General features: G+C 65.1%; 19 protein-coding genes. 12 read left to right on the forward strand and 7 right to left on the reverse strand.

The genetic code is table 11. The features are described 5' to 3' along the window. Nucleotides 1–21 precede the first annotated feature (21 nt). The gene (locus tag P8T11_RS05630) at nucleotides 22–375 is read right to left on the reverse strand and encodes a hypothetical protein (protein ID WP_268077860.1); all 354 of its coding nucleotides are present in this window, start codon (nucleotides 373–375) and stop codon (nucleotides 22–24) included. Nucleotides 376–536: 161 nt separating this feature from the next. Then, on the reverse strand, nucleotides 537–3,542 hold the full coding sequence (locus tag P8T11_RS05635) for a PAS domain S-box protein (protein WP_268077859.1): 3,006 nt from the start codon (nucleotides 3,540–3,542) through the stop codon (nucleotides 537–539). A gap of 432 nt (nucleotides 3,543–3,974) precedes the next feature. Between P8T11_RS05635 and P8T11_RS05640 the strand changes: the two genes are divergently transcribed. Further along, on the forward strand, nucleotides 3,975–4,289 hold the full coding sequence (locus P8T11_RS05640; protein WP_268077858.1) for a flagellar transcriptional regulator FlhD: 315 nt from the start codon (nucleotides 3,975–3,977) through the stop codon (nucleotides 4,287–4,289). On the opposite strand, the gene P8T11_RS05645 is transcribed toward P8T11_RS05640, so the two are convergent. Then, a complete protein-coding gene (locus P8T11_RS05645; RefSeq protein WP_268077857.1) occupies nucleotides 4,286–4,693 on the reverse strand; it encodes a VOC family protein in 408 nt (135 codons plus the stop codon). The two genes, P8T11_RS05640 and P8T11_RS05645, sit on opposite strands and share 4 nt — an antisense overlap. 31 nt (nucleotides 4,694–4,724) lie before the next feature. Further along, nucleotides 4,725–5,999 (reverse strand): MFS transporter, encoded by a 1,275-nt coding sequence (locus tag P8T11_RS05650; protein ID WP_268077856.1) that lies wholly within the window; start codon nucleotides 5,997–5,999, stop codon nucleotides 4,725–4,727. A gap of 107 nt (nucleotides 6,000–6,106) precedes the next feature. Here P8T11_RS05650 and P8T11_RS05655 point away from each other — a divergent pair, with 107 nt between their 5' ends. After that, on the forward strand, nucleotides 6,107–7,018 hold the full coding sequence (locus tag P8T11_RS05655) for a LysR family transcriptional regulator (protein WP_268077855.1): 912 nt from the start codon (nucleotides 6,107–6,109) through the stop codon (nucleotides 7,016–7,018). Nucleotides 7,019–7,166: 148 nt separating this feature from the next. Further along, a complete protein-coding gene (locus tag P8T11_RS05660; RefSeq protein WP_268077854.1) occupies nucleotides 7,167–8,813 on the forward strand; it encodes a mucoidy inhibitor MuiA family protein in 1,647 nt (548 codons plus the stop codon). A gap of 32 nt (nucleotides 8,814–8,845) precedes the next feature. Here the strand turns inward: P8T11_RS05660 and P8T11_RS05665 are convergent, their stop codons facing one another. Next, on the reverse strand, nucleotides 8,846–10,063 hold the full coding sequence (locus P8T11_RS05665; protein WP_268077853.1) for an EAL domain-containing response regulator: 1,218 nt from the start codon (nucleotides 10,061–10,063) through the stop codon (nucleotides 8,846–8,848). Between the two features lie 315 nt (nucleotides 10,064–10,378). Here P8T11_RS05665 and P8T11_RS05670 point away from each other — a divergent pair, with 315 nt between their 5' ends. Then, a complete protein-coding gene (locus P8T11_RS05670; protein ID WP_277550793.1) occupies nucleotides 10,379–11,509 on the forward strand; it encodes a 3-deoxy-7-phosphoheptulonate synthase in 1,131 nt (376 codons plus the stop codon). Nucleotides 11,510–11,517: 8 nt separating this feature from the next. Here P8T11_RS05670 and P8T11_RS05675 read toward each other — a convergent pair whose 3' ends face one another. Continuing rightward, complete coding sequence (locus P8T11_RS05675) at nucleotides 11,518–12,756, reverse strand: NAD(P)/FAD-dependent oxidoreductase (RefSeq protein ID WP_268077852.1); 1,239 nt, start codon at nucleotides 12,754–12,756, stop codon at nucleotides 11,518–11,520. Between the two features lie 107 nt (nucleotides 12,757–12,863). Between P8T11_RS05675 and P8T11_RS05680 the strand changes: the two genes are divergently transcribed. The 8 genes from P8T11_RS05680 to P8T11_RS05715 all read left to right on the forward strand — a co-directional run bounded on the left by P8T11_RS05680 (nucleotide 12,864) and on the right by P8T11_RS05715 (nucleotide 21,688). After that, nucleotides 12,864–13,463 (forward strand): GNAT family N-acetyltransferase, encoded by a 600-nt coding sequence (locus P8T11_RS05680; protein ID WP_268077851.1) that lies wholly within the window; start codon nucleotides 12,864–12,866, stop codon nucleotides 13,461–13,463. Between the two features lie 78 nt (nucleotides 13,464–13,541). Further along, nucleotides 13,542–14,027 carry a hypothetical protein gene (locus P8T11_RS05685; protein ID WP_268077850.1) on the forward strand — a complete coding sequence of 162 codons (486 nt, stop codon included), beginning with the start codon at nucleotides 13,542–13,544 and terminating at the stop codon, nucleotides 14,025–14,027. Between the two features lie 353 nt (nucleotides 14,028–14,380). After that, complete coding sequence (locus P8T11_RS05690) at nucleotides 14,381–15,097, forward strand: response regulator transcription factor (RefSeq protein ID WP_268077849.1); 717 nt, start codon at nucleotides 14,381–14,383, stop codon at nucleotides 15,095–15,097. Nucleotides 15,098–15,187: 90 nt separating this feature from the next. After that, nucleotides 15,188–16,069, forward strand: coding sequence for an HpcH/HpaI aldolase/citrate lyase family protein (locus P8T11_RS05695; protein ID WP_268077848.1), 882 nt, complete (start codon nucleotides 15,188–15,190; stop codon nucleotides 16,067–16,069). A gap of 364 nt (nucleotides 16,070–16,433) precedes the next feature. Beyond that, a complete protein-coding gene (locus P8T11_RS05700) occupies nucleotides 16,434–18,065 on the forward strand; it encodes an ATP-binding cassette domain-containing protein (RefSeq protein ID WP_083447187.1) in 1,632 nt (543 codons plus the stop codon). 110 nt (nucleotides 18,066–18,175) lie between these two features. After that, a complete protein-coding gene (gene asd, locus P8T11_RS05705) occupies nucleotides 18,176–19,048 on the forward strand; it encodes an archaetidylserine decarboxylase (protein WP_268077847.1) in 873 nt (290 codons plus the stop codon). A 148-nt stretch (nucleotides 19,049–19,196) separates the two neighbouring features. Continuing rightward, entirely contained in the window at nucleotides 19,197–20,432 is a 1,236-nt protein-coding gene (locus P8T11_RS05710) for an alpha-hydroxy acid oxidase (RefSeq protein WP_268077846.1), read from the forward strand. 83 nt (nucleotides 20,433–20,515) lie between these two features. Further along, nucleotides 20,516–21,688 carry a metallophosphoesterase gene (locus tag P8T11_RS05715; RefSeq protein ID WP_268082438.1) on the forward strand — a complete coding sequence of 391 codons (1,173 nt, stop codon included), beginning with the start codon at nucleotides 20,516–20,518 and terminating at the stop codon, nucleotides 21,686–21,688. 20 nt (nucleotides 21,689–21,708) lie between these two features. Here the strand turns inward: P8T11_RS05715 and P8T11_RS05720 are convergent, their stop codons facing one another. Next, nucleotides 21,709–22,176: an Lrp/AsnC family transcriptional regulator gene (locus tag P8T11_RS05720; protein WP_268077845.1), complete on the reverse strand. Its 468-nt coding sequence runs from the start codon at nucleotides 22,174–22,176 to the stop codon at nucleotides 21,709–21,711. Between the last annotated feature and the right edge of the window lie 15 nt (nucleotides 22,177–22,191).

Consider the following 22,191-nt stretch of genomic DNA (forward strand, 5'->3'; position numbering starts at 1 on the left):
GGGAAGCCTTTTGCCTGGCCCTTACTTCGAGCCGCCGGTGTTCGGGTATCCCGGAGGAGGCGTCGCGCCAGCTGCCGGCGTACGCGGCACGTTCTCATTCGCCTCGCGTTTTTTATTCGACATCTGACCCGAATGCTTGTCCGAAGACATCTTGCCGCTCTTGTCCACATTGGGCGGCTGGGTTCCGGTCGAGGGCGTCTCGTTGGGCGCTGGCGCCATCTGGCCAGCAGGCAACGGGCGATTGGGCGGCGCGGCAGTCGTGTCGTTAGGCGTGTTGGACGGCGAAGTCGAGGGCGCCGTTTGGGCCATTACCGCGCCCGCGGACGTCAAACCGGCAACCAATGCGAAAGCGCAAGTCAAAGGACGGAATTTCATAGTCAGACTCCTTAGTGGGAAGTGCACACGTCTATAAGCAATCGCCGTTCCTGACCTGTGAACTCGCCCACCTTGCGCAATATGGCCTTCCAGCGCGCACGGCCGGGTATTTTTTACCTGCCTTTGCAACACCGTCACCCCCGGGCGGCCGTGCCCGGGGCCTACCCCGCGCGGCTACCGTCCCTTTCAAGTTCTGACTCATCCAGCATGCGCTGCACGCGCTCGCCCAACACTTCCAGCGAGAACGGCTTCACGATCAATTCGATACCGTGTTCCAGAAAGCCGGCTCCTCGAGCCGCGCTCTCGGCATAGCCCGTCATCAACAGCACCTTCAGCCCAGGATGCGCCGCCCGCGCCGCGTCGGCCAATTGCCGTCCATTCAAGGCGGGCAACCCCACGTCGGTCACCAGCAGGTCGATATCGGTCGTGTGCAGCACCAGTTCCAGGCCGGCCTCACCGTCCGCCGCCGTCAACACCTGCATGCCCTGTTCGGCCAGGAACTCACGCACCATGTCACGCACATTGGTGTCGTCTTCCACGACCACCACCACGGAAGGCTGCGTCGCATCTTGCGTCCGGTGCGCAGCAGGTTCGGGCCGTTGCGCGGCATCCGGGGCGCCTTCGTAACGCGGCAGCAGCAGTTTGACCGTTGTGCCCTGGCCCACCACGCTTTCCAACACCGCCATGCCGCCCGCCTGCTTGGCGAACCCGTAGATCATCGACAGGCCCAGCCCCGTGCCTTCGCCCAAGGGCTTGGTCGTGAAGAAGGGGTCGAAGGCATGGGCCAGCACGTCCGGCGGCATGCCGCAGCCTACGTCCGTGACGGAGACTTCGACGAACTCCCCGGGGCTTACGCCGGGATAGGGGCGTAGCGTGGCCTCGTCCAGGCGCGTATTCAAGGCCGCGACGGTCAACTCGCCGCCATTGGGCATGGCGTCGCAAGCATTGATGACGAGATTCAGCAGTGCATTCTCAAACTGGTTCCGATCGCACCGCACCGTCCACAAGTCTGGCTCCAGCTTGAACGACAGCCGCACGCCCTCGCCCGTGTAGCGGTGGAACAGGTCGGCCATGGATTGCAGCGTGGGCGCCGCGCTGAACGGTTTCGGGTCAATCGGCTGGCGCCGTGAGAACGTCAGGAGACGTTGGGTCAGATGCGCGGCGCGATTCGCCGAATCCATGGCGACGTTGATGAAGCGCTGCGCCTGTTCCGGCGTGCCGGCCGCCAGCTTGCGCTGAATCAGGTACAAGGCGCCGGTGATGCCTTGAAGCATATTGTTGAAGTCATGCGCGATGCCGCCCGTCAGCCGGCCCACGGCTTCCATTTTCTGCGACTGGCGCAAGGCCTGTTCCGTATCGCGCAAGGTCTCGGCCTGTACCTTCAAGTCGGTGTCGTCGCGTCCCGTCATGTACAGGTTGTCTTGCGACCAGGACATGCTCCAGGTGATCCAGCGGTACGTGCCGTCGCGCGTCAGCAGCCGGTTTTCCATATGGCGGACCGTCTGTGCCGGATTGCCTTGCGAGGCCAGCGCGATCGTGTCGCGCGTGGCGGCCAGGTCGTCGGGATGGATCAGTTCGTTCAGGCCCATCGACAGGAACTGCTCGGGGCTCCAGCCCAGGATCGGCCGCACCGCCGGATTGACGCTGACAAAGCGGTCCTGGCCGTCGATCACGGCCAACAATTCCGGTGACAGGCGCCAGATGCGATCGCGCTCCGCGATCGCGTCTTCCACGCGCTGTTCCAGGGTGCGGGCATATTGCGAGCGTTCGACGGCATCGCACAAGCGTTCGCAGACCTCTTCCAGAAACGCCACGTCGCCCGCCCTCAGCCGGCTGGTGGCCAGCGGTCGCACCAGCAAGGCTCCGCCCTGCCGGCCCCAGCGGCGCATCGGCACCACGATCGCGGACGGCCTGACTTCGCCGCCTTGTTCCGCCACCATGGGTTGCAGGTATGCCGTGCGGCCCTTGCGCATCGCCGCGTGAAAATCTTCGTCCATCTGATCAGGCTCTAGCGCCTGCTGCGCCGCCAAGTCTGCCTCGGACCGCCAACAGGCCGACAGCGTGACCGGTCCGTTCTCGTCCGGCCGTTCCAGCACGGCGGCCAGGCCCAGCGCAAGATGCTGGCCCAAACCCGCGCACGCGGCGTGTTCTATCTCGCGTTGATGATGCAAGGCGCGCATGCGGTCAACCAGCGACAAGAGGAAGTTCTTGCGATGCTGTCCTTCCCACAATTCCGTCTCGGCCAGCTTGCGGGCAGTCACATCCAGGAACAAGGCCATCATGCGGTCATCGCCCTCTTTGCGGGCGCGGGCCTCGTACCAGGCTTCTTTCGGCCCCGGCACGGCAAACTCAAACTGGATGGGCTCACCGGTTTCGACCACTTGGGCAAACGCATCCATGATCTGCCCCGGAACCCCGGGAATCATCTCGCGCAGCGTATGGCCCAGCGTGTCGCCCTCTTTCATGCCGCTTTGCCGCTCGAAGGCGGGGTTCACTTCCAGAAAGCGGAAGTCCACGATGCGGCCGTCATCGTCGCGCAAGGCCTCGCTAAGAAAGAAAGCCTCTTGCATGCCGTCGAACATCGCGCGCCAGCGCTCACCGCTGGTACGCAACGCGGCATCCGTCAGGTGGCGTTCGATCACCAGCGCCGCGCTGCGCGTCACCACCGCTATCGCTTCAATATCGTGGGCAGAGGGCGAGCGCGCGACGCTGTAATAGTTCGAGAACACGCCCAGCAAGCGGCCGTCGGGCGCTTTGATCGGTGTGGACCAGCAGCTGCGCAAGCCATGCGCGAGCGCCAGGTCGCGCCAGTTCTTCCAATCCGGGTGAGACGCAATATCTTCCACGTATACCGGGTTGCCGGTGTATGCGGCCGTGCCCCATGAGGCCACGTTGGGTCCGATGGCCGTGCGTTGCACCGCCGCGCTGAACTCCGAAGGCAGGCTGGGCGCGGCATTGTGGACCAGATAGGTGCCTGTCTCATCGACCAGCGCGATCGCCGCGCGCAGCTCAACGCTGGACTGGGCCTCGATGGCGTGCAAGACGTGTTCGAACACATGCGCCAGCGGCACACCGGCCGCTATGCGCTGCAACATGATCCGTTCTTCCTCCAGACGGGCGAGCGTATCGGTCCACGAATGGGATACGCGGTCCTGCTTTTTCAACATGTGTGCCCCTTTTCCTGCGTGTACTGTATTGCGGGGCTTCGACTCGATGCCGAAACGCAAGGTAACGCGACGCTACCGTTCCTGCCCCGTCTCCAAGCACTGCTGCGCGCAGCCGCATGGCGTTTGCTTCAAGGTGCAGAATACGCGCGGCCCGCGCGGCGATCAATTGGCTGCATTGCGACTGCGCTTGCCCGTAGGCGGCCAGCAAGGCCGCATATTCGCGCTACAGCGCTTGACGGTCTTGAGTGGAAATCATCCTCGCCGCGCACAGGGAAATCCATTACTGACGTGTCTGCGCCGCTTAAATATGATCACCGGACCATACCGGCACGCCAGCCCGCCCCGGGCCTGGAAAAGACGTTTCTGAGAACGCCGCGCGCCATTTCGCCCCGGTCGCGGCCGGTCCGCGGACTCTACGCAGTGGAGTGCCCGATGCCGAAATCCACCGAACTTCTGCGCGATATCCACGAAGCCAACCTCATGTATTTGCTGCTGCTGCAGCGCATTGCGCGACAAGGCAATGCCGACGAGGTAAGTGGCCTGCATATGTCGGCGCAGGCTTGCCGGTGGTTGGCAGACCTGGAGCCTGCGGCGTTGACCCGACTGGCGCGCAGCAGCGTGCTGCTGGCGCAATTGAAACTGGCGCCACACAGTTTGCTGTCAGCGCTGAGCCAAGGCATTGACGCCACCTTGGCCGAGCGCAACCCGTCTGTTTCGCCCGGGCCGCGGCCCCTCGTTCCGCGCTAGGCCGTGGGCTGCTCTTGCGGGCCGTGGCAACACACGCAGAGCTTGTTGCCCTCGGCATCGCGGAAATAGGCGCCGTAATAATTCGCGTGGTAGTCGGGCCGCAACCCGGGTGGGCCTTCGCACGTGCCGCCCAGCGACAAGGCCAACGCGTGGCAGCGGTCCACCGTCGCCCGGTCTGCCGCCAGAAATGCCGTCATCTGCCCGTTGCCTGGCTCAGCGGCTTTACCGTCATGGGGCGCGGTGATCACAAATAGCGGCCGGCCCCCGCCGGCGGGCTGCCACCCTGCCCAGGGGATCTGGCGCTCAATGAATCGAAGCTCGAGCCCAAGCGCCTCGGCCAGCGGCGAATAGAAGGAAAACGCGCGTTCGAAGTCGCGAATGCCGACGCATACATGAGAAAACATGAGGGACTCTCTGGAAGGGACGGAGGTTGAATTATGTCTGGTTTGGGACATGGTTTGGCGCCCCGCGCACGCCACTTGTCCGCCACGCCAACCCCGCGCTGATCGACAGCGCTATCGTCAATAGCCCGCCAGCCATTGCGGCAACGCCCGGCCATTGGTTGGCGGCCCAGAAGTGTCCGCCCCAGGCGCCCAGCACGCTGGACCCGACGTAATACACCAGCAGGTACAACGACGCGCCCAGCGCCTTGTAGCCACGCGCCATCTGGCCGACCCAGCCGCTGGCCACCGCGTGTGCGGCGAAGAAGCCGAAGGTGAACACCACGATACCGGCGATCAGGATGCCTAGCGTGTCCGACAGCGTCAGCAGCAGCCCGGCCAATGCCAGGCCGGTGGCGGCGGACAGCATGGCGCCTCGGCCGTGGCGGTCGGCCAGGCGGCCGAAAAAGGTGGACGCGAATATACCTACCAGGTAAACGACGAAGATGAAGCCGATGAAGGTCTGGCTTAGCGAAAACGGCGGCAGCAGAAGGCGAAAGCCCACGTAGTTGTAGACCGTGACGAAGGCGCCCATCAGCAGTCCACCCATGGCGAATAGCGCGCACAGCGGGCCGTTCTTCATGTGCGCGCCCACGCCCGCCCGCACATCGCCCAACACGCCGGCCCAGCCGCGCCCGCGTTGCGGCGTGAAGCGGCGCGATGCGGGCAGCAGCCACATGAACAGCGCGGCGGCCACGATGCCCACAACGCCCAGCGTGCCCAGCGCGGCGCGCCAGCCAAAATGGTCGGACACCAGGCCGGTAATGACGCGGCCCGACAGCCCGCCGAATGCGCTGCCGCTGATGTACAGGCCCATCACGAAGCCCAGCGTGTCGGGTTCCACTTCTTCAGCCAGGTAGGCCATGGCGACCGCCGGCACGCCGCCCATCGCCACGCCTTGCAGCGCGCGCAGCGCCAGCAGGCTGTGCCAGTCCGGCGCCACGGCGGCGATGGTGCCCAACACGGCGGACGCCAGCAAGGACCACGCCATGATGCGCTTGCGCGGCAGCGCCTGCGAAAACAGGCCGACGAAGAAAATCGCAATGGCCAGCAAGCCCGTGCACAGTGACAGCACCAGGCTGCTTTGCGCGGGCGATACGCCGAACGAGCCGGTGAACAGGGGCATCAGCGGCTGCACGCAATACAAGAGCGAAAAAGTGGAAAAGCCGGCGGCGAACAAAGCCCATTGGGCGCGGCGCAGTTCGGGGGTGCCGCGCGCCAGATAGTCGGCGGGGGTGGGCGTGGAAGAACTGGCGGAGGGGGTAGACATCTGGAAATCTCGAAGGGCAAACGGGCTCGTGACCCGTACAGGAAAAGTAGACTTTTCCCCTTCATATGTCCAATATATGAAACTTGCACTCACCATATTTTTAAACGATGGAACTACGACACCTGCGCTATTTCACGGCCGTGGCCGAAGAGCTGCATTTCACGCGGGCGGCGGCGCGCCTGGGTATCGGCCAGCCGCCATTAAGCCAGCAGATTCAACAGCTTGAGCGCGAAATTGGCACACCGCTTTTTTTGCGGCTGCCGCGAGGGGTGGACCTGACCGAGGCAGGCGCCCGGTTCCTGGAGGATGCGCGCGCCATTCTGGCCAGTGCCGACCGCGCCATCGACACCGCCCGCCGACTGGGGCGCGGCGAGCGCGGCGCCATCACGGTGGGCTTCACGGCGTCGGCTGTCTTTCACCCTTACCTGCCCCGCGCCATCCGCGCTTACCGCGACCGCTACCCCGACGTGCGCGTCACGCTGACCGAAAGCAACACCATTTCCCTGTTGCGCGGCCTGCGGCTGGGCGAGGTCGACGTGGCTTTTGTACGCCCACCGTATCTGCTGGACCCGGAGTTCGAGTCCGAGCGCGTGCTGGACGAGCCCATGCTGGTCGCCCTGCCCCCGGACCACCCGCTGAGCCGCCGCCGCAGCGTGCCGATTGCCGCACTGGCCGACGAAGACTTCGTGCTGTATCCACGGCCTATCGGCGCGGGTTTGTATGACGCCATCCAGTCGGCCTGCCAGCGTGCGGGCTTTGCGCCGCGCGTGATTCAGGAAGCGCCGCAAATGGCGTCCATCGTCAGCCTGGTCGCGGCAGGTGTCGGTATCTCGGTGGTGCCGGCCGCCATGCGGCACATGGGCGCGGAAGGCATTGAATACCGGCCGATCAAGGGGGACGCGCCGCACGCGCTGCTGGACATGGCGTACCGCCGCCACGACCGCTCCATCGCCGCCGTCAACGCCGTGGCAATGCTGCGCCAGCTTGCGCACCCAGAGCTCCCGCCCTCCGACGAATAGCGCGCGTATAGCCCTGTCGCGTTTGTCATGTTCTGTATAACCCTGGCCGACGGCGGAAGAGTACATTGCGCTACCGGTGATCCGTCCCTGAGAGATGGATGGATGCTTTGATACCTCCTCTTGATACCTCCTATTGATAGGTGACCCCGTGCGACGTACCCTTCTGGCCTTGGCCCTTGCAACCCTTCCCGGCTTGGGCGCCGCCGCCGCGCTCAGTTCCTCCATCGGTGCGGTCACCGTGTATCAGGACCGCGCGGTGGTGACTCGTTCCGCCAGCAGCGAACTCGCCGCGGGCGAACATGAACTGGTTCTGGAAAACCTGCCGGCGTCGTTGCAGGAAAATTCCTTGCAAGTGTCCGCCAAGAGCACCGGCCAGGCGTCATTGCTGGACGTCAAGGTGCGCGACGCCTTTCGGGCCGACGCCACCAACGAGCGCGTTCGCACCCTGCAAGAGCAAGTGCGCAAACTGGAAGGCCAGTTGGCCGGGCTGGACGATGAGGCCGCCGTGTTGGAGAACCAGCGCGAACTGGTGCTGATGATGCAGCGAGGCGCCACCGAGCCATCCAAGGACAGTGCCCGCCTGACGTTGGACGAATTGAAAGCCATCCAGACCCTTAGCGCCGACAGTCTGGGCAAGACGCTGGCGGGGCTGCGCCAGGTGGCCGAGCGCAAGGAAGCCCTGGAACGGGAATTGTCCGCGCTGCAAAGCCAGATGAACATCGTGCGAGGCCAATTGAGCAGGCGCAGCAAGACCGTCACGCTGCGCGTGAACCTGGCGCGCGCCGGCAAGGTGGACCTGGCGGTGTCGTATGCGGTGGGCGGCGCGCGTTGGACGCCCGCTTACGATGCACGCTTGCGCCCCGCCGACCGCAGCGTGGATCTGGGTTACTTCGGCGTCGTGCGGCAGAACACGGGCGAAGACTGGAACAGCGTGAAGCTGACCTTGTCGACCGCGCGCCCGGCGCTGGGCGGCGGTGCGCCCACCTTGACGCCATGGATCATCGACGTGGCGGCGCCGCCGCCACCGCCCCGCCCCGTGGCCGCGCCGGCTCCCGCCGTGAGCAGCGAGATGATGAGAAAGCGCGCTCCACTCGCAGGCAGCCAGGCGTATGCCGACGCCGCCATGGCCGAAGCGGTGCCGGAACCCATCGACGTGCAGACCGCGCAAGTGCAGAACGACGCCACCAGCGCGTCATTCCAGATCAAGACCCCGGCCACGCTGGCGTCCGACAATACGTCGCAGCGCGTGGCCATCACCACGGCCAAGCTGCCCGCCACCTTGCAGTACCAGTCCACGCCCGCGCTGCGCGAAGCAGTGTTCCTGACCGCTCTAGCCAGCAACAGCACCGACTTCCCCTTCCTGGCCGGCTCGCTCAATACCTTCCTGGATGACGCCTTCGTCGCGTCCGGTTCGCTCAAGGCGGTGATGCCGGGCGAAAAGGTCGAGCTTGCAATGGGCGCCGACGACGGCATCTCGATCAAGCGCCAACTGGTCAACCGCTTCACCGAAAGCACGGGGTTTTCCGGCAGCGGCAAGCGTGTGACCTACGAATACAAGATCAAGGTGAAGAACAACAAGGCCACCAAGGAACAGGTGGTGTTCAAGGACAGGCTGCCGGTGTCTCGCAACGAGAAAATCGTGGTCAAGCTGCTGTCGCCCGCCGACCGCGACGTCAAGCGCGAGGAAGATGGCAAGCTTGCCTGGGAATGGGAGCTGGAGCCGGGTAAGTCCCGAGAAACCGTGCTGAAGTTCTCGGTGGACTATCCCGGCGACATTGACGTGTCGGGTATTTGAAGCCTTGAAGCCTTGAAGCTGCCGCCGCCCGCTCAATGGCGGCGGCAGAAGTCGATGAATGCGTCCGGCTCCAAGGGAATGGACAGGCCATAGCCTTGGGCCACGTCGCAGCCCAGTTCGCGCAGCAGTTGCAGGTCGCGCTCTTGCTCCACCCCTTCGGCCACCACCCGCCGGCCCAGCACGCGACCCATTTCGATGGCGGCGGCCACTACCGCGCGGGACGCGGCTTCGCGGTGCATGTGCACAATGAAGTCGCGGTCGATCTTCAATTCGGTAAATGGCATGGCCGAGAACAGCCGCATCGACGCGATGCCGGCGCCAAAATCGTCCATCGCCAATTCAAAGCCGCGCACCCGCAGCAGGTTCAACACCGACGACAGCGCCAGCCAATCGTTGACGGGCTCGTCCTCGGTCAGTTCCACCTTCACCAATCGCGCCGGCAAACCCGCCCGCGCGACCCGTTTTTCCAGCACGGCGGGCAAATCCCGCGAACACAGCGTGGAAGACGACGCGTTGATGGCGATGGGCACGGCGATCTCTTCAGCGTGCAGGGTTTGCAGCACTTCGAGCACGCGATCCGTCACCCGCAGGAACAACATCCGATCCATGCCCAGACGATGCGCGGCGGGCACGAAATCAGCGGCCGAGATGGCGCCAAGTTCGGGATGGTCCCAGCGCGACAGGGCCTCGGCGGCCACGACCTGCCCCGTCGACAGGCTCATCTGCGGTTGCAGCACCACGCTCATGCCCTCGCCCGTGATCAAGGCGCGGCCCAACTCGGCTTCGATGACTTCGCGACGTATCGATTGTTGCCGGGGCGTCGTCACATCCTCCGCCGCCAGGCCCGCCTTGACCGCCTGATGCATGGACGTGCGCGACACCGGCTTGGACAACGCCTGCGCCGAGGGGCAGCCCGCCTGCAGCGCCAGCCGCACATGGGACTCCAGCAATTCGTCGCTAAGGCTGCTGATCCAGATGATGGGCGGCATGCTTTTCAGGCGGCCCACGTCGACCAGCCGCCGCAGTTCGTTGGGCAGATGCGTGCCGTCGCCGTCGCTCATGACGATGTCGCTGATCACCAGATCGTAGAACTGGCGGCCCAATGCACTGATGGCTTCCGTGCTGCTGCCCACGCCGGCAACACGCCGATACCCCAACGCCAGCAGCATGTTCTGCAGGTAAGCGCGTTCAACGGGATGATCTTCCACCAGAAGAATCCGCCGTGCGGCGCCAGCGTCTGTTTTGGGCATTACGTTCCGTCCTAATGGATAGGGCGCTATTTATAGGGCGGGCCTTCGCAGGCGACCGCTGGTTTTCTGCGGGTTCATGCTACGGCATTGCCGCGCGATCTGTCGCCATGGAGAAAGGGCTACGGCAATTTCCCCGCCGATAGGCGTAGGTTTGGGAACACCTGGCCGCTCTTGCCTCGATCCGTTGTCGATACGCAACGCCCATGGCTCCACCAGACGGTGGCAGCCCTCAGTCTGCGAGGCTGCGCGGCCAGTGCGATAATGGCGGCCATCACGCATCCAGCGCATTAGCGCATCTACGGCACGGAGCCCCCCTTGACCCGCATTGACGACCCCCAGCACGACCGCGAGGTCGGCACGGCCGACTCCACCCAGGACAACACGCGCACCGACGACACCCGCATCAGCGCCGTGCGTCCGTTGATTTCGCCCGCGTTGCTGCAAGACGAGTTACCCGTATCCCCCGCCATCCAGAATCTGGTTGAGCAAAGCCGCGCCGAGATCGCCAACGTGCTGCATGGCCGTGACGACCGCCTGCTGATCGTCGTCGGCCCCTGCTCCATCCATGACCATGGCCAGGCCATGGACTACGCGCGCCAGTTGCGGGCCGCGGTGGACCAGCACAAGAAAGACCTGCTGATCGTCATGCGCGTCTACTTCGAAAAGCCGCGCACCACCGTGGGCTGGAAGGGCTACATCAACGACCCCCGCCTTGACGGCAGCTTCCGCATCAACGAAGGCTTGCGCCGCGCCCGCGAACTGTTGCTGGACATCAGCGGCCTGGGCCTGCCCATTGCCACCGAATTCCTGGACCTGCTCAGCCCGCAATACATCGCGGACTTGATCGCCTGGGGCGCCATCGGCGCGCGCACCACCGAAAGCCCCAGCCACCGCCAACTGAGCTCTGGCCTGAGCTGCCCGCTGGGTTTCAAGAACGGCACCGACGGCGGCGTGCAGATTGCCGCCGACGCCATGGTGGCCGCCAGCGCCAAGCACGCCTTCATGGGCATGACGAAGATGGGCATGGCCGCCATTTTTGAAACGCGCGGCAATCAGGACACGCACGTGATCCTGCGTGGCGGCAAGCAAGGCCCGAACTATGACGCGGCCAGCGTTGACGCCTGTTGCGCCGCCCTGCGCGCCGCCGGCCAGCGCGAACAGGTCATGATCGACTGCTCGCACGCCAACTCCAACAAGTCGCATCTGCGCCAGATCGACGTGGCCCAGGATATCGCCGCGCAGCTATCCCAGGGCGATGCCCGCATCACCGGCGTCATGATCGAAAGCCATCTGGAAGAAGGCCGCCAGGACCTGAAGCCCGGCCTGCCCTTGCGCCGTGGCGTGTCGATTACCGACGCCTGCCTGGGCTGGACCCAGACGGAACCGGTGCTGGACACGCTGGCGCAGGCAGTGCGTCAGCGCCGCGTCATTGCCGCCCAGCGCTAGGAAATTCCTTAGCGCCGCAAGGCATACGGCGCCGGGTCCACGTCCGGCGCCTGGCCCGTGATCAGGCTGGCAAGCAGCTTGCCGGTCACGGGGCCTAGCGTAAAGCCATGATGCGCGTGGCCAAACGCCATCCATAACCCAGCGTGCCGAGGCGCCGGCCCGATCACCGGCCGCATATCGGGCATGCAGGGGCGGCATCCCATCCAGGGTTCTTTTTCAACCGCCGCGCCCAAGGGCAGCAATTGCCTGGCCAGTGCGCGCGTACGCTGAATCTGAATGGGCGACGGCGGCGCATCGCGCGCCGCGAATTCCGCGCCGGTAGTCAGCCGCACGCCCAGCGTCATGGGCGTTACGACGAAACCGCTGTCGATGTCCGCCACCGGGTGCGTCAAGGTGGCGCCGTCTTCCAGCGCGAAGTGCTGGTGATAGCCGCGCTTGACCGCCATGGAAATGCGGTAGCCCAAGGGCCGCAACACATCCGGCGACCACGGTCCCATCGCCACGACGACGTCGCGGGCTTCGATGCGCCCGTCGTCGCCTTGCACCTGCCATCCCTGGCTGCCGGCCGACTTGAGGGTGCGCGCGTCGCCTCGCAGCAGTTGCCCGCCGCGTTGCTGGAACAGCGCCGCGTACCCCCGCGTGACCGCGCCGGGGTCAGACACGTTGACCGGATCCAGCCAGTGCACGGCGCCCACCATGCGCGCGGACAGCGACGGCTCAAGCGCCGTCAACGCCTGCCGGTCCAGCACCCGGTAGTTCAGCCCGTACGGCGCCAATGCCTCGGCTTGCGCTACGGCGCGCGCCAGGCCCGCCTCGGACCGCACCCCATCGATCCAGCCCGTGCGGCGGAACAAGGGCGAGAGGTTCGCGTCGTCTTTCAGCGCGTCATGCTCGGCCACGCTGCGCTCGATCAGCGGCAGCATCGCTTCGGCCGCGCGCGCCAACCGAGCGGGCGACGAATGCCACCAGTAGCGCAGCAGCCAGGGCGCCACGCGCGGCAAAAAGCGCACGTGATAGCTCACGTCGGGCGTGTTGTTGCGCGCATAGCGCCACAGGCTGCGCCAATCACGCGGGAAAGCGTAGGGAATGACGCTGGCCCGTTCGATCAGGCCCGCATTGCCATAGCTGGTTTCCTCGCCGGGGCCGCGGCGGTCCAGCAGCACCACGGAACGTCCGCGCGCCAATAAATGCAGCGCCGTGCTGACGCCGACGATGCCCGCACCCAGAACCACAACGTCTGTTTTCATGCGCCGCATTCTGCGCCCGCCCCCCGTGTTCGGCAAGGGCGCGCCAGCGTAGAATCGCCGCTCTCGCGCTGTGCTTTGCCGCCCCTTGCCGCCCTACGGACGCCACCATGCCCCTACCGCCCTTGCACCCCGTCACGCTTCATGGCGACATCGTGCGCCTGGAACCCATGGCCGCGCACCATGTCGATGCGCTCGCGCAAGCAGGCCTGCATCCCGAACTCTGGCGCCTGCAACCGGAACCCATCGCAACGCTTGACGACATGCGGCGCTACGTGGCGCGCGCGCTGGAAGACGCGCAGGCCGGCGCCTGCCTGCCCTTTGTCATCGTGCAGCAAAGCAACGGGCAGATCATTGGCGCCACGCGCTACATGGACATTGCGCGGGCGCACAAGCGGCTGGAGATCGGCGCTACGTGGCTGACGCCCGCCTGCCAACGTTCGGGCGCCAACACGGAAGCCAAGTTCTTATTACTTCGGCACGCTTTTGAAACAATTGGTATCATACGCATCGTTTTCAAAACGGAACTGAGCAATGCCCAGTCGCGCGCGGCCATTTTGCGCCTTGGTGCGGTCGAGGAAGGCGTGTTTCGCAAGCATCTGATTTCACAGTCGGGACGCACGCGCGACATGGTCTATTTCGCGATCCTCGACGACGACTGGCCATCGGTCAAATCACGCCTGCTGGCGCGGTTGGCCTGGCCGCGCTAGGGCGTCGCGCCGGGTTCCGCGCTACGTTCCTTTTCATCGCCGGACCGTGTTGTCCGGAACGCCAATTTCAAGTCAGGTATGGATAGCACTCCCCTTATTCCCGCCGCTGTCTCCGCTGCGCGCCACAGCATTTTCATCTACACGGAAGAACAGCGCGGCAACCAACTGGTTGAATCGCCCGTCATCGGCATGCTTTCCGATATTTCGGGTTCCGACAAGCTCATCGTGGCGCAAGATCCGCACAGCGGCTTGAAGTTCATCTATCGGGTGGACCACGAAAGCAGCAACCTGGATGCCGCCGCCATCACCGAGCAGGAACCGTCTGCGTTCGACGGCAAGACCTCGGTCCAGATCAACGCCATGTCCTACCGCCTGGGCAGCGCCGAGAATGCAATGAAATTGCTGCGTGGCAAAAAGCAATGGATCCAGGACAAGGGCGCGGTGCTGTCGGTGTTGCTGCAGAATGCGGCCGCGCGCAAGACGCGGTTCGCCTCGGCGCGCATCGAACGCGACCGCATGCGCAAGGTGCCGGCCGGTGTACCCATCGAATATCTACCTACATAAATCGGATGGAACCAGACGCGGGAGTCTTATCCACAATTTCTGTGGATAAGGCGTGCGCCGATGCACGTCTTGCGGCCCTTCCCGGCACGCTGTCCGGCCTGCGCAAAATTTGATCAGGCACAAATTACGGTCAGCCGCGGATGGCATCCAGACCGCTTGCTGCACCGCCGCGACATCGATAATGATATTCTCCGCAGGCATCAACGATACGAAACGTTTCTCTCCGTACCGCCGCCTGGCCTGAGCCCGCGCAAGCGGACGCTTATCCCAAAAAGAACCCGTAGCATGTCAGGAGCGAAAAGCGTGTTTGCCCTTGGATCGCGTCGCGTGCGAACGCGGGCGGAGACCGCGCCGTGACGATTATTGTTGTGGATGATCACGGCGACTGGCGCGACACGATCGTCGAATACATCCAGGACCTGGGGCTGGACAAGGCCATCCTTACGGCCGGCTCGCTGGCGGAACTGGATCAACTGATGCTGACCGTGACGCCAGGCATCCTGGTGCTGGACGCCATGCTGCCCGACGGCGACGCGCTGACCCGCATTTCGCAATTGCGCACCCGTTATCCGTCGATGGGCATCGTGATGCTGACCGGCCGCCTGCTCAGCGAAGACAAGGTGTCGGGCCTGAGCCTTGGCGCCGACCACTACCTGACCAAACCCGTCAACATGGCTGAATTGGGCGCCACCCTGGTGTCGCTGTCGCGACGGCTGCGCGTGGTGCCGGCGGAGGCCGACGACGCCGCTGGCAACACCTGGCGCTTCGATCCCGCGCGGCGCACGCTGGTGTCGCCTGCACAAGTGTGCGTGGACATCACCGACACCGAAAGCCGGCTGATCGGCGCGCTGATCCAGTCGGCGCCGCTGCCCTTGTCGCGCGGCCGACTGGTTGAGGCGCTGGGCGCCAGCATCGACGCCTATGACACGCATCGGCTGGACGCCCACATGCATCGGCTACGCCGCAAGCTTCGGGCGCAGGCCGCTGGCGACCTGGGCATACGCACCGTGTATGGTGTCGGCTATGTGTGCACCACGCCCGTTCAGGTGGTGGGCAACGCCAAGCCCTGATTTTTTCCACGCTTTCTTTCCGGGCTTTCGCTTCCAGGATTTCTTTCCAGGCCTTCGGTTCCAGGCTTTCGCTCTCAGGCTTCTATCTTCATGCGCCCTGCCCTTCGCCCCCGCCGCTCCGTTCTCTACATGCCTGGCGCCAACGCGCGCGCCTTGGACAAGGCCCGAGGACTGGACGCCGATGTCCTGATTCTCGATCTGGAAGACGCCGTCGCACCCGACGCCAAGCCACAGGCCCGCGCGCAGGTCGCCGCCGCCTTGACACAAGGCGGTTACGGACGCCGCGAGTGCATCGTGCGCATCAATGCGCTGGACACGCCATGGGGCCATGACGACGTCGCCGCCATCGCGCAGGCCGGCGCCGATGCCGTGTTGCTGCCCAAGGTGCAGTCCGCCGCCCAACTGGCCGCGCTGGCCCAGGCGCTGGACGCGGCCGGCGCGCCGCCCGACCTGCCGTTATGGGCCATGGCGGAAACGCCGCTGGGTTTCCTGCGGCTGGACGCCATTGCGGGCGGCCACGCCCGGCTGGCGGCCATCGTGGTGGGCACGTCAGACCTGGTCAAAGACCTGCACGCGCGCCATACGCCCGGCCGTGAAGAAACCCTGCTGGCACGATCCCTTGCCGTCATGGCCGCGCGCGCCCACGGTCTGGCGGTCCTGGACGGCGTACACCTGGACTTGAACGACGACGCGGGCTACGCGGATGCCTGCCGCCAAGGGCGGGACTTGGGCTTTGACGGCAAGACCCTGATCCATCCCAAGCAGATCGCCGCCGCCAACGCCGCCTTTGCGCCCATCGACAGCGAACTGGCTCAAGCGCGCAGGCGTCTGGACGCCTGGCGCCAGGCACAGGCCGCCGGCCAGGGCGTGGCCGTGGTGGACGGCGCGTTGGTCGAAAACCTGCATGCCGAAGAGGCAGAGCGCGTGCTTGCCCTGGCCGCCGCCATCTGGGGAACGGCTTCCGGCACCTAAGCCGCTACCATCTGGAGCAACATCCCCCACCGAAGCCGCTACCATCTGCGGCAGCCCCCCCCGCGCCTACGCCGCCATCTCGCGCACTGCCTCTACGCCCAAGCGGCCGTCGCGACCGCGAAACCCGCTCGAACACCGCCCGTAAAACGTGCTTCGCCTGCGCCGATGCGCGCGGACCGGTACAATACCGCCCACGATTGGACGATGCCCCTTGCCTGGGACGTGTCTCTTCACCTTTTCGCGCCGATGTCCGCCTGCTTTTTCATGACCACGCGCGCGAACCATCCGGTTCCCTTTTTTGCGCCGCGCCTTGTGGCGGGAGCCTCGCCGCGCGCCTGCCGCGCCACCCCCTGCCCCAAGATTCATGATCCGCTTCCAACAAGTTTCACTCATGCGCGGCGTCAAGCCCTTGCTCGACAAGGTCGACCTGCTCTTGAACCCCGGTGACAAGATCGGCCTGATCGGCGCCAACGGCGCCGGCAAGTCCAGCCTGTTCGGCCTTTTGCGCGGCACGCTGCACGCCGACCAGGGCGACCTTGACTACCCCTCAAGCTGGCGCATGGCCTACGTGGCGCAGGAAACCCCCGCGCTGGACCGCCCCGCCATCGAATACGCGATTGACGGCGACGTCACCTTGCGCAAGCTGGAAGCGGAACTGGCGGCGTTGGAAGCCGAACCCGAAAGCGCCGAAAACGGCTTGCGCATGGGCGACATCTACGCCGCGCTGGCCGATGCCGATGCCTACACCGTGCATTCGCGCGCCGAACAATTGCTGACCGGCCTGGGCTTCACGCAAGAACAGATGCATCTGCCGCTGACCAGCTTTTCCGGCGGCTGGCGCATGCGCCTGAACCTGGCGCAAGCGCTGATGTGCCCGTCCGACCTGCTGCTGCTGGACGAGCCCACCAACCACTTGGACCTGGACGCCATCATCTGGCTGGAAGACTGGCTCAAGCGCTATCCAGGCACGCTCATCGTCATCTCGCACGATCGCGATTTCCTGGATGGCGTGGTGAATGTCATCGTCCATATCGACGAGCGCAAGCTCAAGCGCTATTCGGGCAACTACTCGTCGTTCGAACGCCAGCGCGCCGCGCAGTTGGAACTGGCGCAAGGCATGATGGAAAAGCAGATGCGGCAACGTTCGCACCTGCAATCATTCATTGACCGCTTCAAGGCCCAGGCCAGCAAGGCGCGTCAGGCGCAAAGCCGCATCAAGGCGCTGGCCCGCATGGAAGAAGTGGCGCCGCTGCGCGCCGCCGCCGAATTCTCGTTCGAATTCCGCGAGCCCCTGCGCGCGCCCAACCCCTTGCTGACCATGGACAAGGTCAGTGCCGGCTACCGCGTGGAAGACGAAGACACGCAGGCCGTGTCCGACAAGATCATTGTGTCGGGCATCAATTTTTCGCTTCAAGCCGGCCAGCGCATCGGCCTCTTGGGCATCAACGGCGCGGGCAAGTCCACCTTCATCAAGACCATTGCGGGCGACCTGGCCACGCTGGGCGGCGACACGCAGTTCAACAAGGGCCTGTCCATCGGCTACTTTGCCCAGCACCAGGTGGAAATGCTGCGTCACGACGAATCACCGTTGTGGCACATGATGAAGCTTGCGCCCACCGTGCGCGAGCAAGAGCTGCGCAACTTCCTGGGCAGCTTCAACTTCAACGGCAACATGGCCACCAGTTCCATCGCGCCCTTCTCCGGTGGCGAAAAAGCGCGCCTGGCGCTGGCGCTGATTGTCTGGCAGCGCCCCAACCTGCTGTTGCTGGATGAACCCACCAACCACCTGGACCTGGAAACGCGCGAAGCGCTGACCACGGCGCTGGCGCAATTCGAAGGCACCTTGATGCTGGTCTCGCACGACCGTCACTTGCTGCGCGCCACCACTGACGAGTTCATCATCGTGGCCGACGGCGTCGTCAAACCGTTCGATGGCGATCTGGACGACTACAAAGACTGGCTCTACAAAACCAAACTGGCCGCCAAAGCTGCCTGATCGCGTTACAATCCCGCGAATTGCCGGCAGGCGCCCTTGATGCGTCGCTTGCACGGCAACCTTCAACCCCGTCCCGCTGTACGCGGGACGAGTTTTTTCAGCGCTCGTAGATGACGATCAAAGACCAACTATTTCTCGCCAGCCAGTATCTTGCGCCGCATCACCTGGTGTCGCGCTTCTTCGGATACGCCTCAGACTGCCGGGAACCCGCGGTCAAGAATTGGATGATTTCGCGCTTTGTCCGCAAGTACGGCGTGGACATGCGCGAAGCCATGCAAGAAGACCCGTTGGCCTACGACTGCTTCAATGACTTCTTCACCCGCGCGCTGAAAGACGACGCGCGCCCGCTGGACGACGAACCCGGTTCGGTGCTCTGTCCGGCCGACGGCGCCATCAGCCAATTGGGCGCCATCGAGCAAGGACGCATCTTCCAGGCCAAGGGCCACAGCTATGGCCTGGTTGACCTGCTGGGTGGCGACGTGGAACGCGCCGCGCCGTTCCAGGGTGGTGAATTCGCCACCGTCTACCTGTCGCCCAAGGACTACCACCGCGTGCATATGCCGGTGGCCGGCACGCTGCGCGAAATGGTGCACGTGCCGGGTCGTTTGTTCTCTGTGAACCCGCTGACCGCGCGCAACGTGCCGCGCCTGTTCGCGCGCAACGAGCGCGTGGTCTGCATATTCGACACCGAGCTCGGCCCCATGGCGGTGGTGCTGGTGGGCGCGATGATCGTCGCGTCGATTGAGACGGTTTGGGCGGGCCTGGTCACGCCGTTCAAGCGCCGCGTGAAGTCGGTACGCTATGACGCCACGGCGCGCGCGCCGATCCATCTGGAAAAAGGCGCGGAGATGGGTCGCTTCAAGCTGGGTTCGACGGCCATCGTGCTATTTGGCCCGGACAAGATTCGCTGGGCCGACACGCCGTCGGTGCTGGGTCCCGTGCGCATGGGCGAACTGCTGGCCTTGCCTTCCGCTCGTCCCTGACCCGCCTTGGAAGACCCTTGCACGCCGCTTGTACGCCACTAGCACGCCACTTCCAAGTTGATTCCAAAAAGCGAATAGGTATTTCGCAATCTATTCGCTTTCATCGATAAAGCAGGATTGTTAGATTACGGGCTTTTAGCGGCCCGCCATGACTTCCAACGCCCTGCCCGTTCCTACGCCTGCCAGCACGCCGAGCACCAGCGCTACTACGCCCGTGCCGCGCGCGCTTGCCCGCATGCTTAGCCTGGATGACTTTGAAGCCGCCGCGCGCAAGCGCTTGCCTCGGCCTATCTTCGGCTACGTGGCGGGCGCCGCGGAAGACAACCAGTCGCTACACGACAACCGCCGCGCCTTCGCCCAATACAGCTTCGCGCCCCGCGTGCTGGTTGACGTGTCACGTCGCACGCAAAGCACGGAAATTCTCGGACGCCGCTACGCCTCGCCTTTCGGCATTGCCCCCATGGGCATCAGCGCCTTGTCGGCGTACCGGGGCGACGTGATTCTGGCCCGCGCCGCGCGCGAGCAAGGCATTCCCGCCATCCTCAGTGGCACGTCCCTGATCCCGCTGGAAGACGTGCTCCGCGAAGCGCCCGGCACCTGGTTCCAGGCCTATCTGCCGGGAGATCCCACCAAAATCGACGCATTGGTCGACCGGGCACGCCGCGCCGGTTATGAAACCTTGGTGTTGACGGTGGACATCCCCGTGTCCGCGAATCGCGAAAACAATGTGCGCACCGGCTTCTCAACGCCGCTCAAGCCCAGCCTGCGCCTGGCGTGGGACGGCCTGACCCGGCCGCGCTGGCTGGCGAGCACCTTCCTGCGCACCTTGCTGGCCCACGGCATGCCGCATTTTGAGAATTCATTCGCCACGCGCGGCGCGCCCATTGTGTCCGCGTCCGTGCTGCGCGACTTCACCGCGCGCGATCACCTCAATTGGGAACATGTGGCGCGCATACGCCGCCAGTGGCCGGGCACCCTGATCATCAAGGGCATCCTGCATCCGCAAGACGCGGCGCTGGCGCGCCAGCACGGCGCCGATGGGGTCATCGTGTCCAACCACGGCGGCCGCCAACTCGATGGCGCCATCTCGCCGCTGCGTGCGCTGCCCCGCGTGGTTGACGCGGCGGGCAGCATGACGGTGATGATGGACAGCGGCGTGCGGCGCGGTGGCGACGTCTTGAAGGCCCTGGCGCTGGGCGCGCGCTTTGTGTTCGTGGGCCGGCCGTTCAACTATGCGGCGGCGGTTGGCGGGCAAGCAGGCGTGGCCCACGCCATCCACCTGCTGCGCGCGGAAGTCGACCGCAACATGGCAATGCTGGGCATCAACAGCGTGCGGGAAATGAATGCGGACTTGCTATGGCGTGACGGGCCCGGCGGCCACTGAACGGCCTGATGCTGCACCGGACACGACCAGGCAGCGCGACGCGGCATAGAATGGCGGTTTCCTGGCCCGCCCCCCTTCCCGCCGTGTCCCTACGCCAATCCTCGTTCTTCCTGCGCTTTCTGACACTGGGCGCACTGGCCCACGTTTATGTCGGCGCGCGCTTGATCCCGGACGCGCAGTTGCCCGCCACCGGCGCGGCTGCCGCCATCATCGCCCTGCTGCTGTCGTGCATCCTGATTCCAATGGGGATGCTGGCCCGCTCTTCGGTGAACCCGCCTTGGGGCGACCGCATTGCGTGGGTTGGCCTGATCGCGATGGGGCTCTTTTCCTCGCTGTTCGTCCTGACCGTCATCCGCGACGCCGCCCTACTGTTGACCTGGCTGGTCACGCTGCTGGCCAACGCCAGCCTGCCCTGGCTGGACCTGCGCCGCTACAGCGCCTGGGCGGTTGCCGCGCTGGCATTGGCGGGCACGCTGGTCGGCTTCTACAACGCGCGCAGCCGGGCGCGGGTGGTGGATGTGGACGTGCCCATCGCCGGCTTGCCGCAAGACCTGGACGGCTTCACCATCGTGCAGATCAGCGACGTCCACGTCGGCCCGACCATCAAGAAGCAATACGTGCAGGCCATAGTCGATGCCGTGAATGAACTGCTGCCCGACGTCATCGCCATCACCGGCGACGTGGTCGACGGCAGCGTCGAGCACCTGGCCGAGCAAGCCAGCCCGCTGGGGTCGCTGCGCGCGCCCTACGGCGTGTACCTGGTCACGGGCAACCATGAATATTATTCAGGCGCCACGCCCTGGATCGCCGAATTCCGCCGCATGGGCCTGCTTGTGCTGTTGAACGAGCATGCGGTCATCCACCCGTCGGGCTTGCCGGTGGTGGTGGCGGGCGTCACGGATTTCAGCGCCGGCGCGTTTGATCCGCAGCACCGCAGCAACCCCAAGGCGGCGCTGGCCGGCGCCCCCGCCGACGCCTGCGCCAAGATTCTGCTGGCGCACCAGCCGCGCAGCGCGGCGGCGGCGGAACCGCTGGGCTACAGCCTGCAGTTGTCGGGCCACACGCATGGCGGGCAGTTCTTTCCGTGGGGGTTCTTCGTGCGCTTCCAGCAGCCATTCACAGCGGGCCTGCACCGGCTGGGCAAGATGTGGGTCTATACCAGCCGGGGTACCGGCTACTGGGGGCCGCCCAAGCGCTTGGGCGCGCCGTCTGAAATAACGCGCCTGCGCTTGCGCACGGCGTCGGGGCGCGCCTGAATGGCAACGCGCCGCCGCGCTCAGTCCGCCGGCGGCGCGGTGTCTGGCAAGGGGCCGCGTTCCAGGTAACTGGTCAGCGCGATGTCGCTGGTAGTGTTGGTGATGCCGTCAATCTGGTGGATGCGGGCCAGCAGCAGCTCAAGCGCCTGCGTGTCGCGCACCCGCACTTTCAGCAGCATGGCGCTTTTGCCGGTGATGGTGTGAATCTCTTCCACCTCGGTCAGCTCGGCCAGGCCCAGCACCTGTTGCGTGATCGTCCAGTTGGCGGTGTCCACATGCACGAAGGCCAGCAAGGGCCGGCCGATGCGCGCGCCATCCAGCCGGGCGGCAATGCCTTTGATTAGCCCGTCGCGCTTCAAGCGCTTGACCCGTTCATGCACCGCCGGGGCCGACAGGTTCAGTAATTTTCCAAGTTCGGCATAGCTCGGCGTGGCATCGTCCGCCAGCAACGTTAATAGTTTTCTGTCGCGATCGTCTAGGTCTGGCATCGGAATCAAGTTCTG

This window comes from Achromobacter spanius (genome assembly GCF_029637605.1).
Lineage (GTDB): Bacteria > Pseudomonadota > Gammaproteobacteria > Burkholderiales > Burkholderiaceae_B > Achromobacter > Achromobacter spanius_E.

Bases quoted from the DNA above. Each gene is read 5' to 3' on its own strand.
- P8T11_RS05630 (WP_268077860.1), bottom strand. From the start codon at position 375: ATGAAATTCCGTCCTTTGACTTGCGCTTTCGCATTGGTTGCCGGTTTG.
- P8T11_RS05635 (WP_268077859.1), bottom strand. From the start codon at position 3,542: ATGTTGAAAAAGCAGGACCGCGTATCCCATTCGTGGACCGATACGCTC.
- P8T11_RS05640 (WP_268077858.1), top strand. From the start codon at position 3,975: ATGCCGAAATCCACCGAACTTCTGCGCGATATCCACGAAGCCAACCTC.
- P8T11_RS05645 (WP_268077857.1), bottom strand. From the start codon at position 4,693: ATGTTTTCTCATGTATGCGTCGGCATTCGCGACTTCGAACGCGCGTTT.
- P8T11_RS05650 (WP_268077856.1), bottom strand. From the start codon at position 5,999: ATGTCTACCCCCTCCGCCAGTTCTTCCACGCCCACCCCCGCCGACTAT.
- P8T11_RS05655 (WP_268077855.1), top strand. From the start codon at position 6,107: ATGGAACTACGACACCTGCGCTATTTCACGGCCGTGGCCGAAGAGCTG.
- P8T11_RS05665 (WP_268077853.1), bottom strand. From the start codon at position 10,063: ATGCCCAAAACAGACGCTGGCGCCGCACGGCGGATTCTTCTGGTGGAA.
- P8T11_RS05675 (WP_268077852.1), bottom strand. From the start codon at position 12,756: ATGAAAACAGACGTTGTGGTTCTGGGTGCGGGCATCGTCGGCGTCAGC.
- P8T11_RS05680 (WP_268077851.1), top strand. From the start codon at position 12,864: ATGCCCCTACCGCCCTTGCACCCCGTCACGCTTCATGGCGACATCGTG.
- P8T11_RS05685 (WP_268077850.1), top strand. From the start codon at position 13,542: ATGGATAGCACTCCCCTTATTCCCGCCGCTGTCTCCGCTGCGCGCCAC.
- P8T11_RS05695 (WP_268077848.1), top strand. From the start codon at position 15,188: ATGCGCCCTGCCCTTCGCCCCCGCCGCTCCGTTCTCTACATGCCTGGC.
- P8T11_RS05700 (WP_083447187.1), top strand. From the start codon at position 16,434: ATGATCCGCTTCCAACAAGTTTCACTCATGCGCGGCGTCAAGCCCTTG.
- asd (WP_268077847.1), top strand. From the start codon at position 18,176: ATGACGATCAAAGACCAACTATTTCTCGCCAGCCAGTATCTTGCGCCG.
- P8T11_RS05710 (WP_268077846.1), top strand. From the start codon at position 19,197: ATGACTTCCAACGCCCTGCCCGTTCCTACGCCTGCCAGCACGCCGAGC.
- P8T11_RS05720 (WP_268077845.1), bottom strand. From the start codon at position 22,176: ATGCCAGACCTAGACGATCGCGACAGAAAACTATTAACGTTGCTGGCG.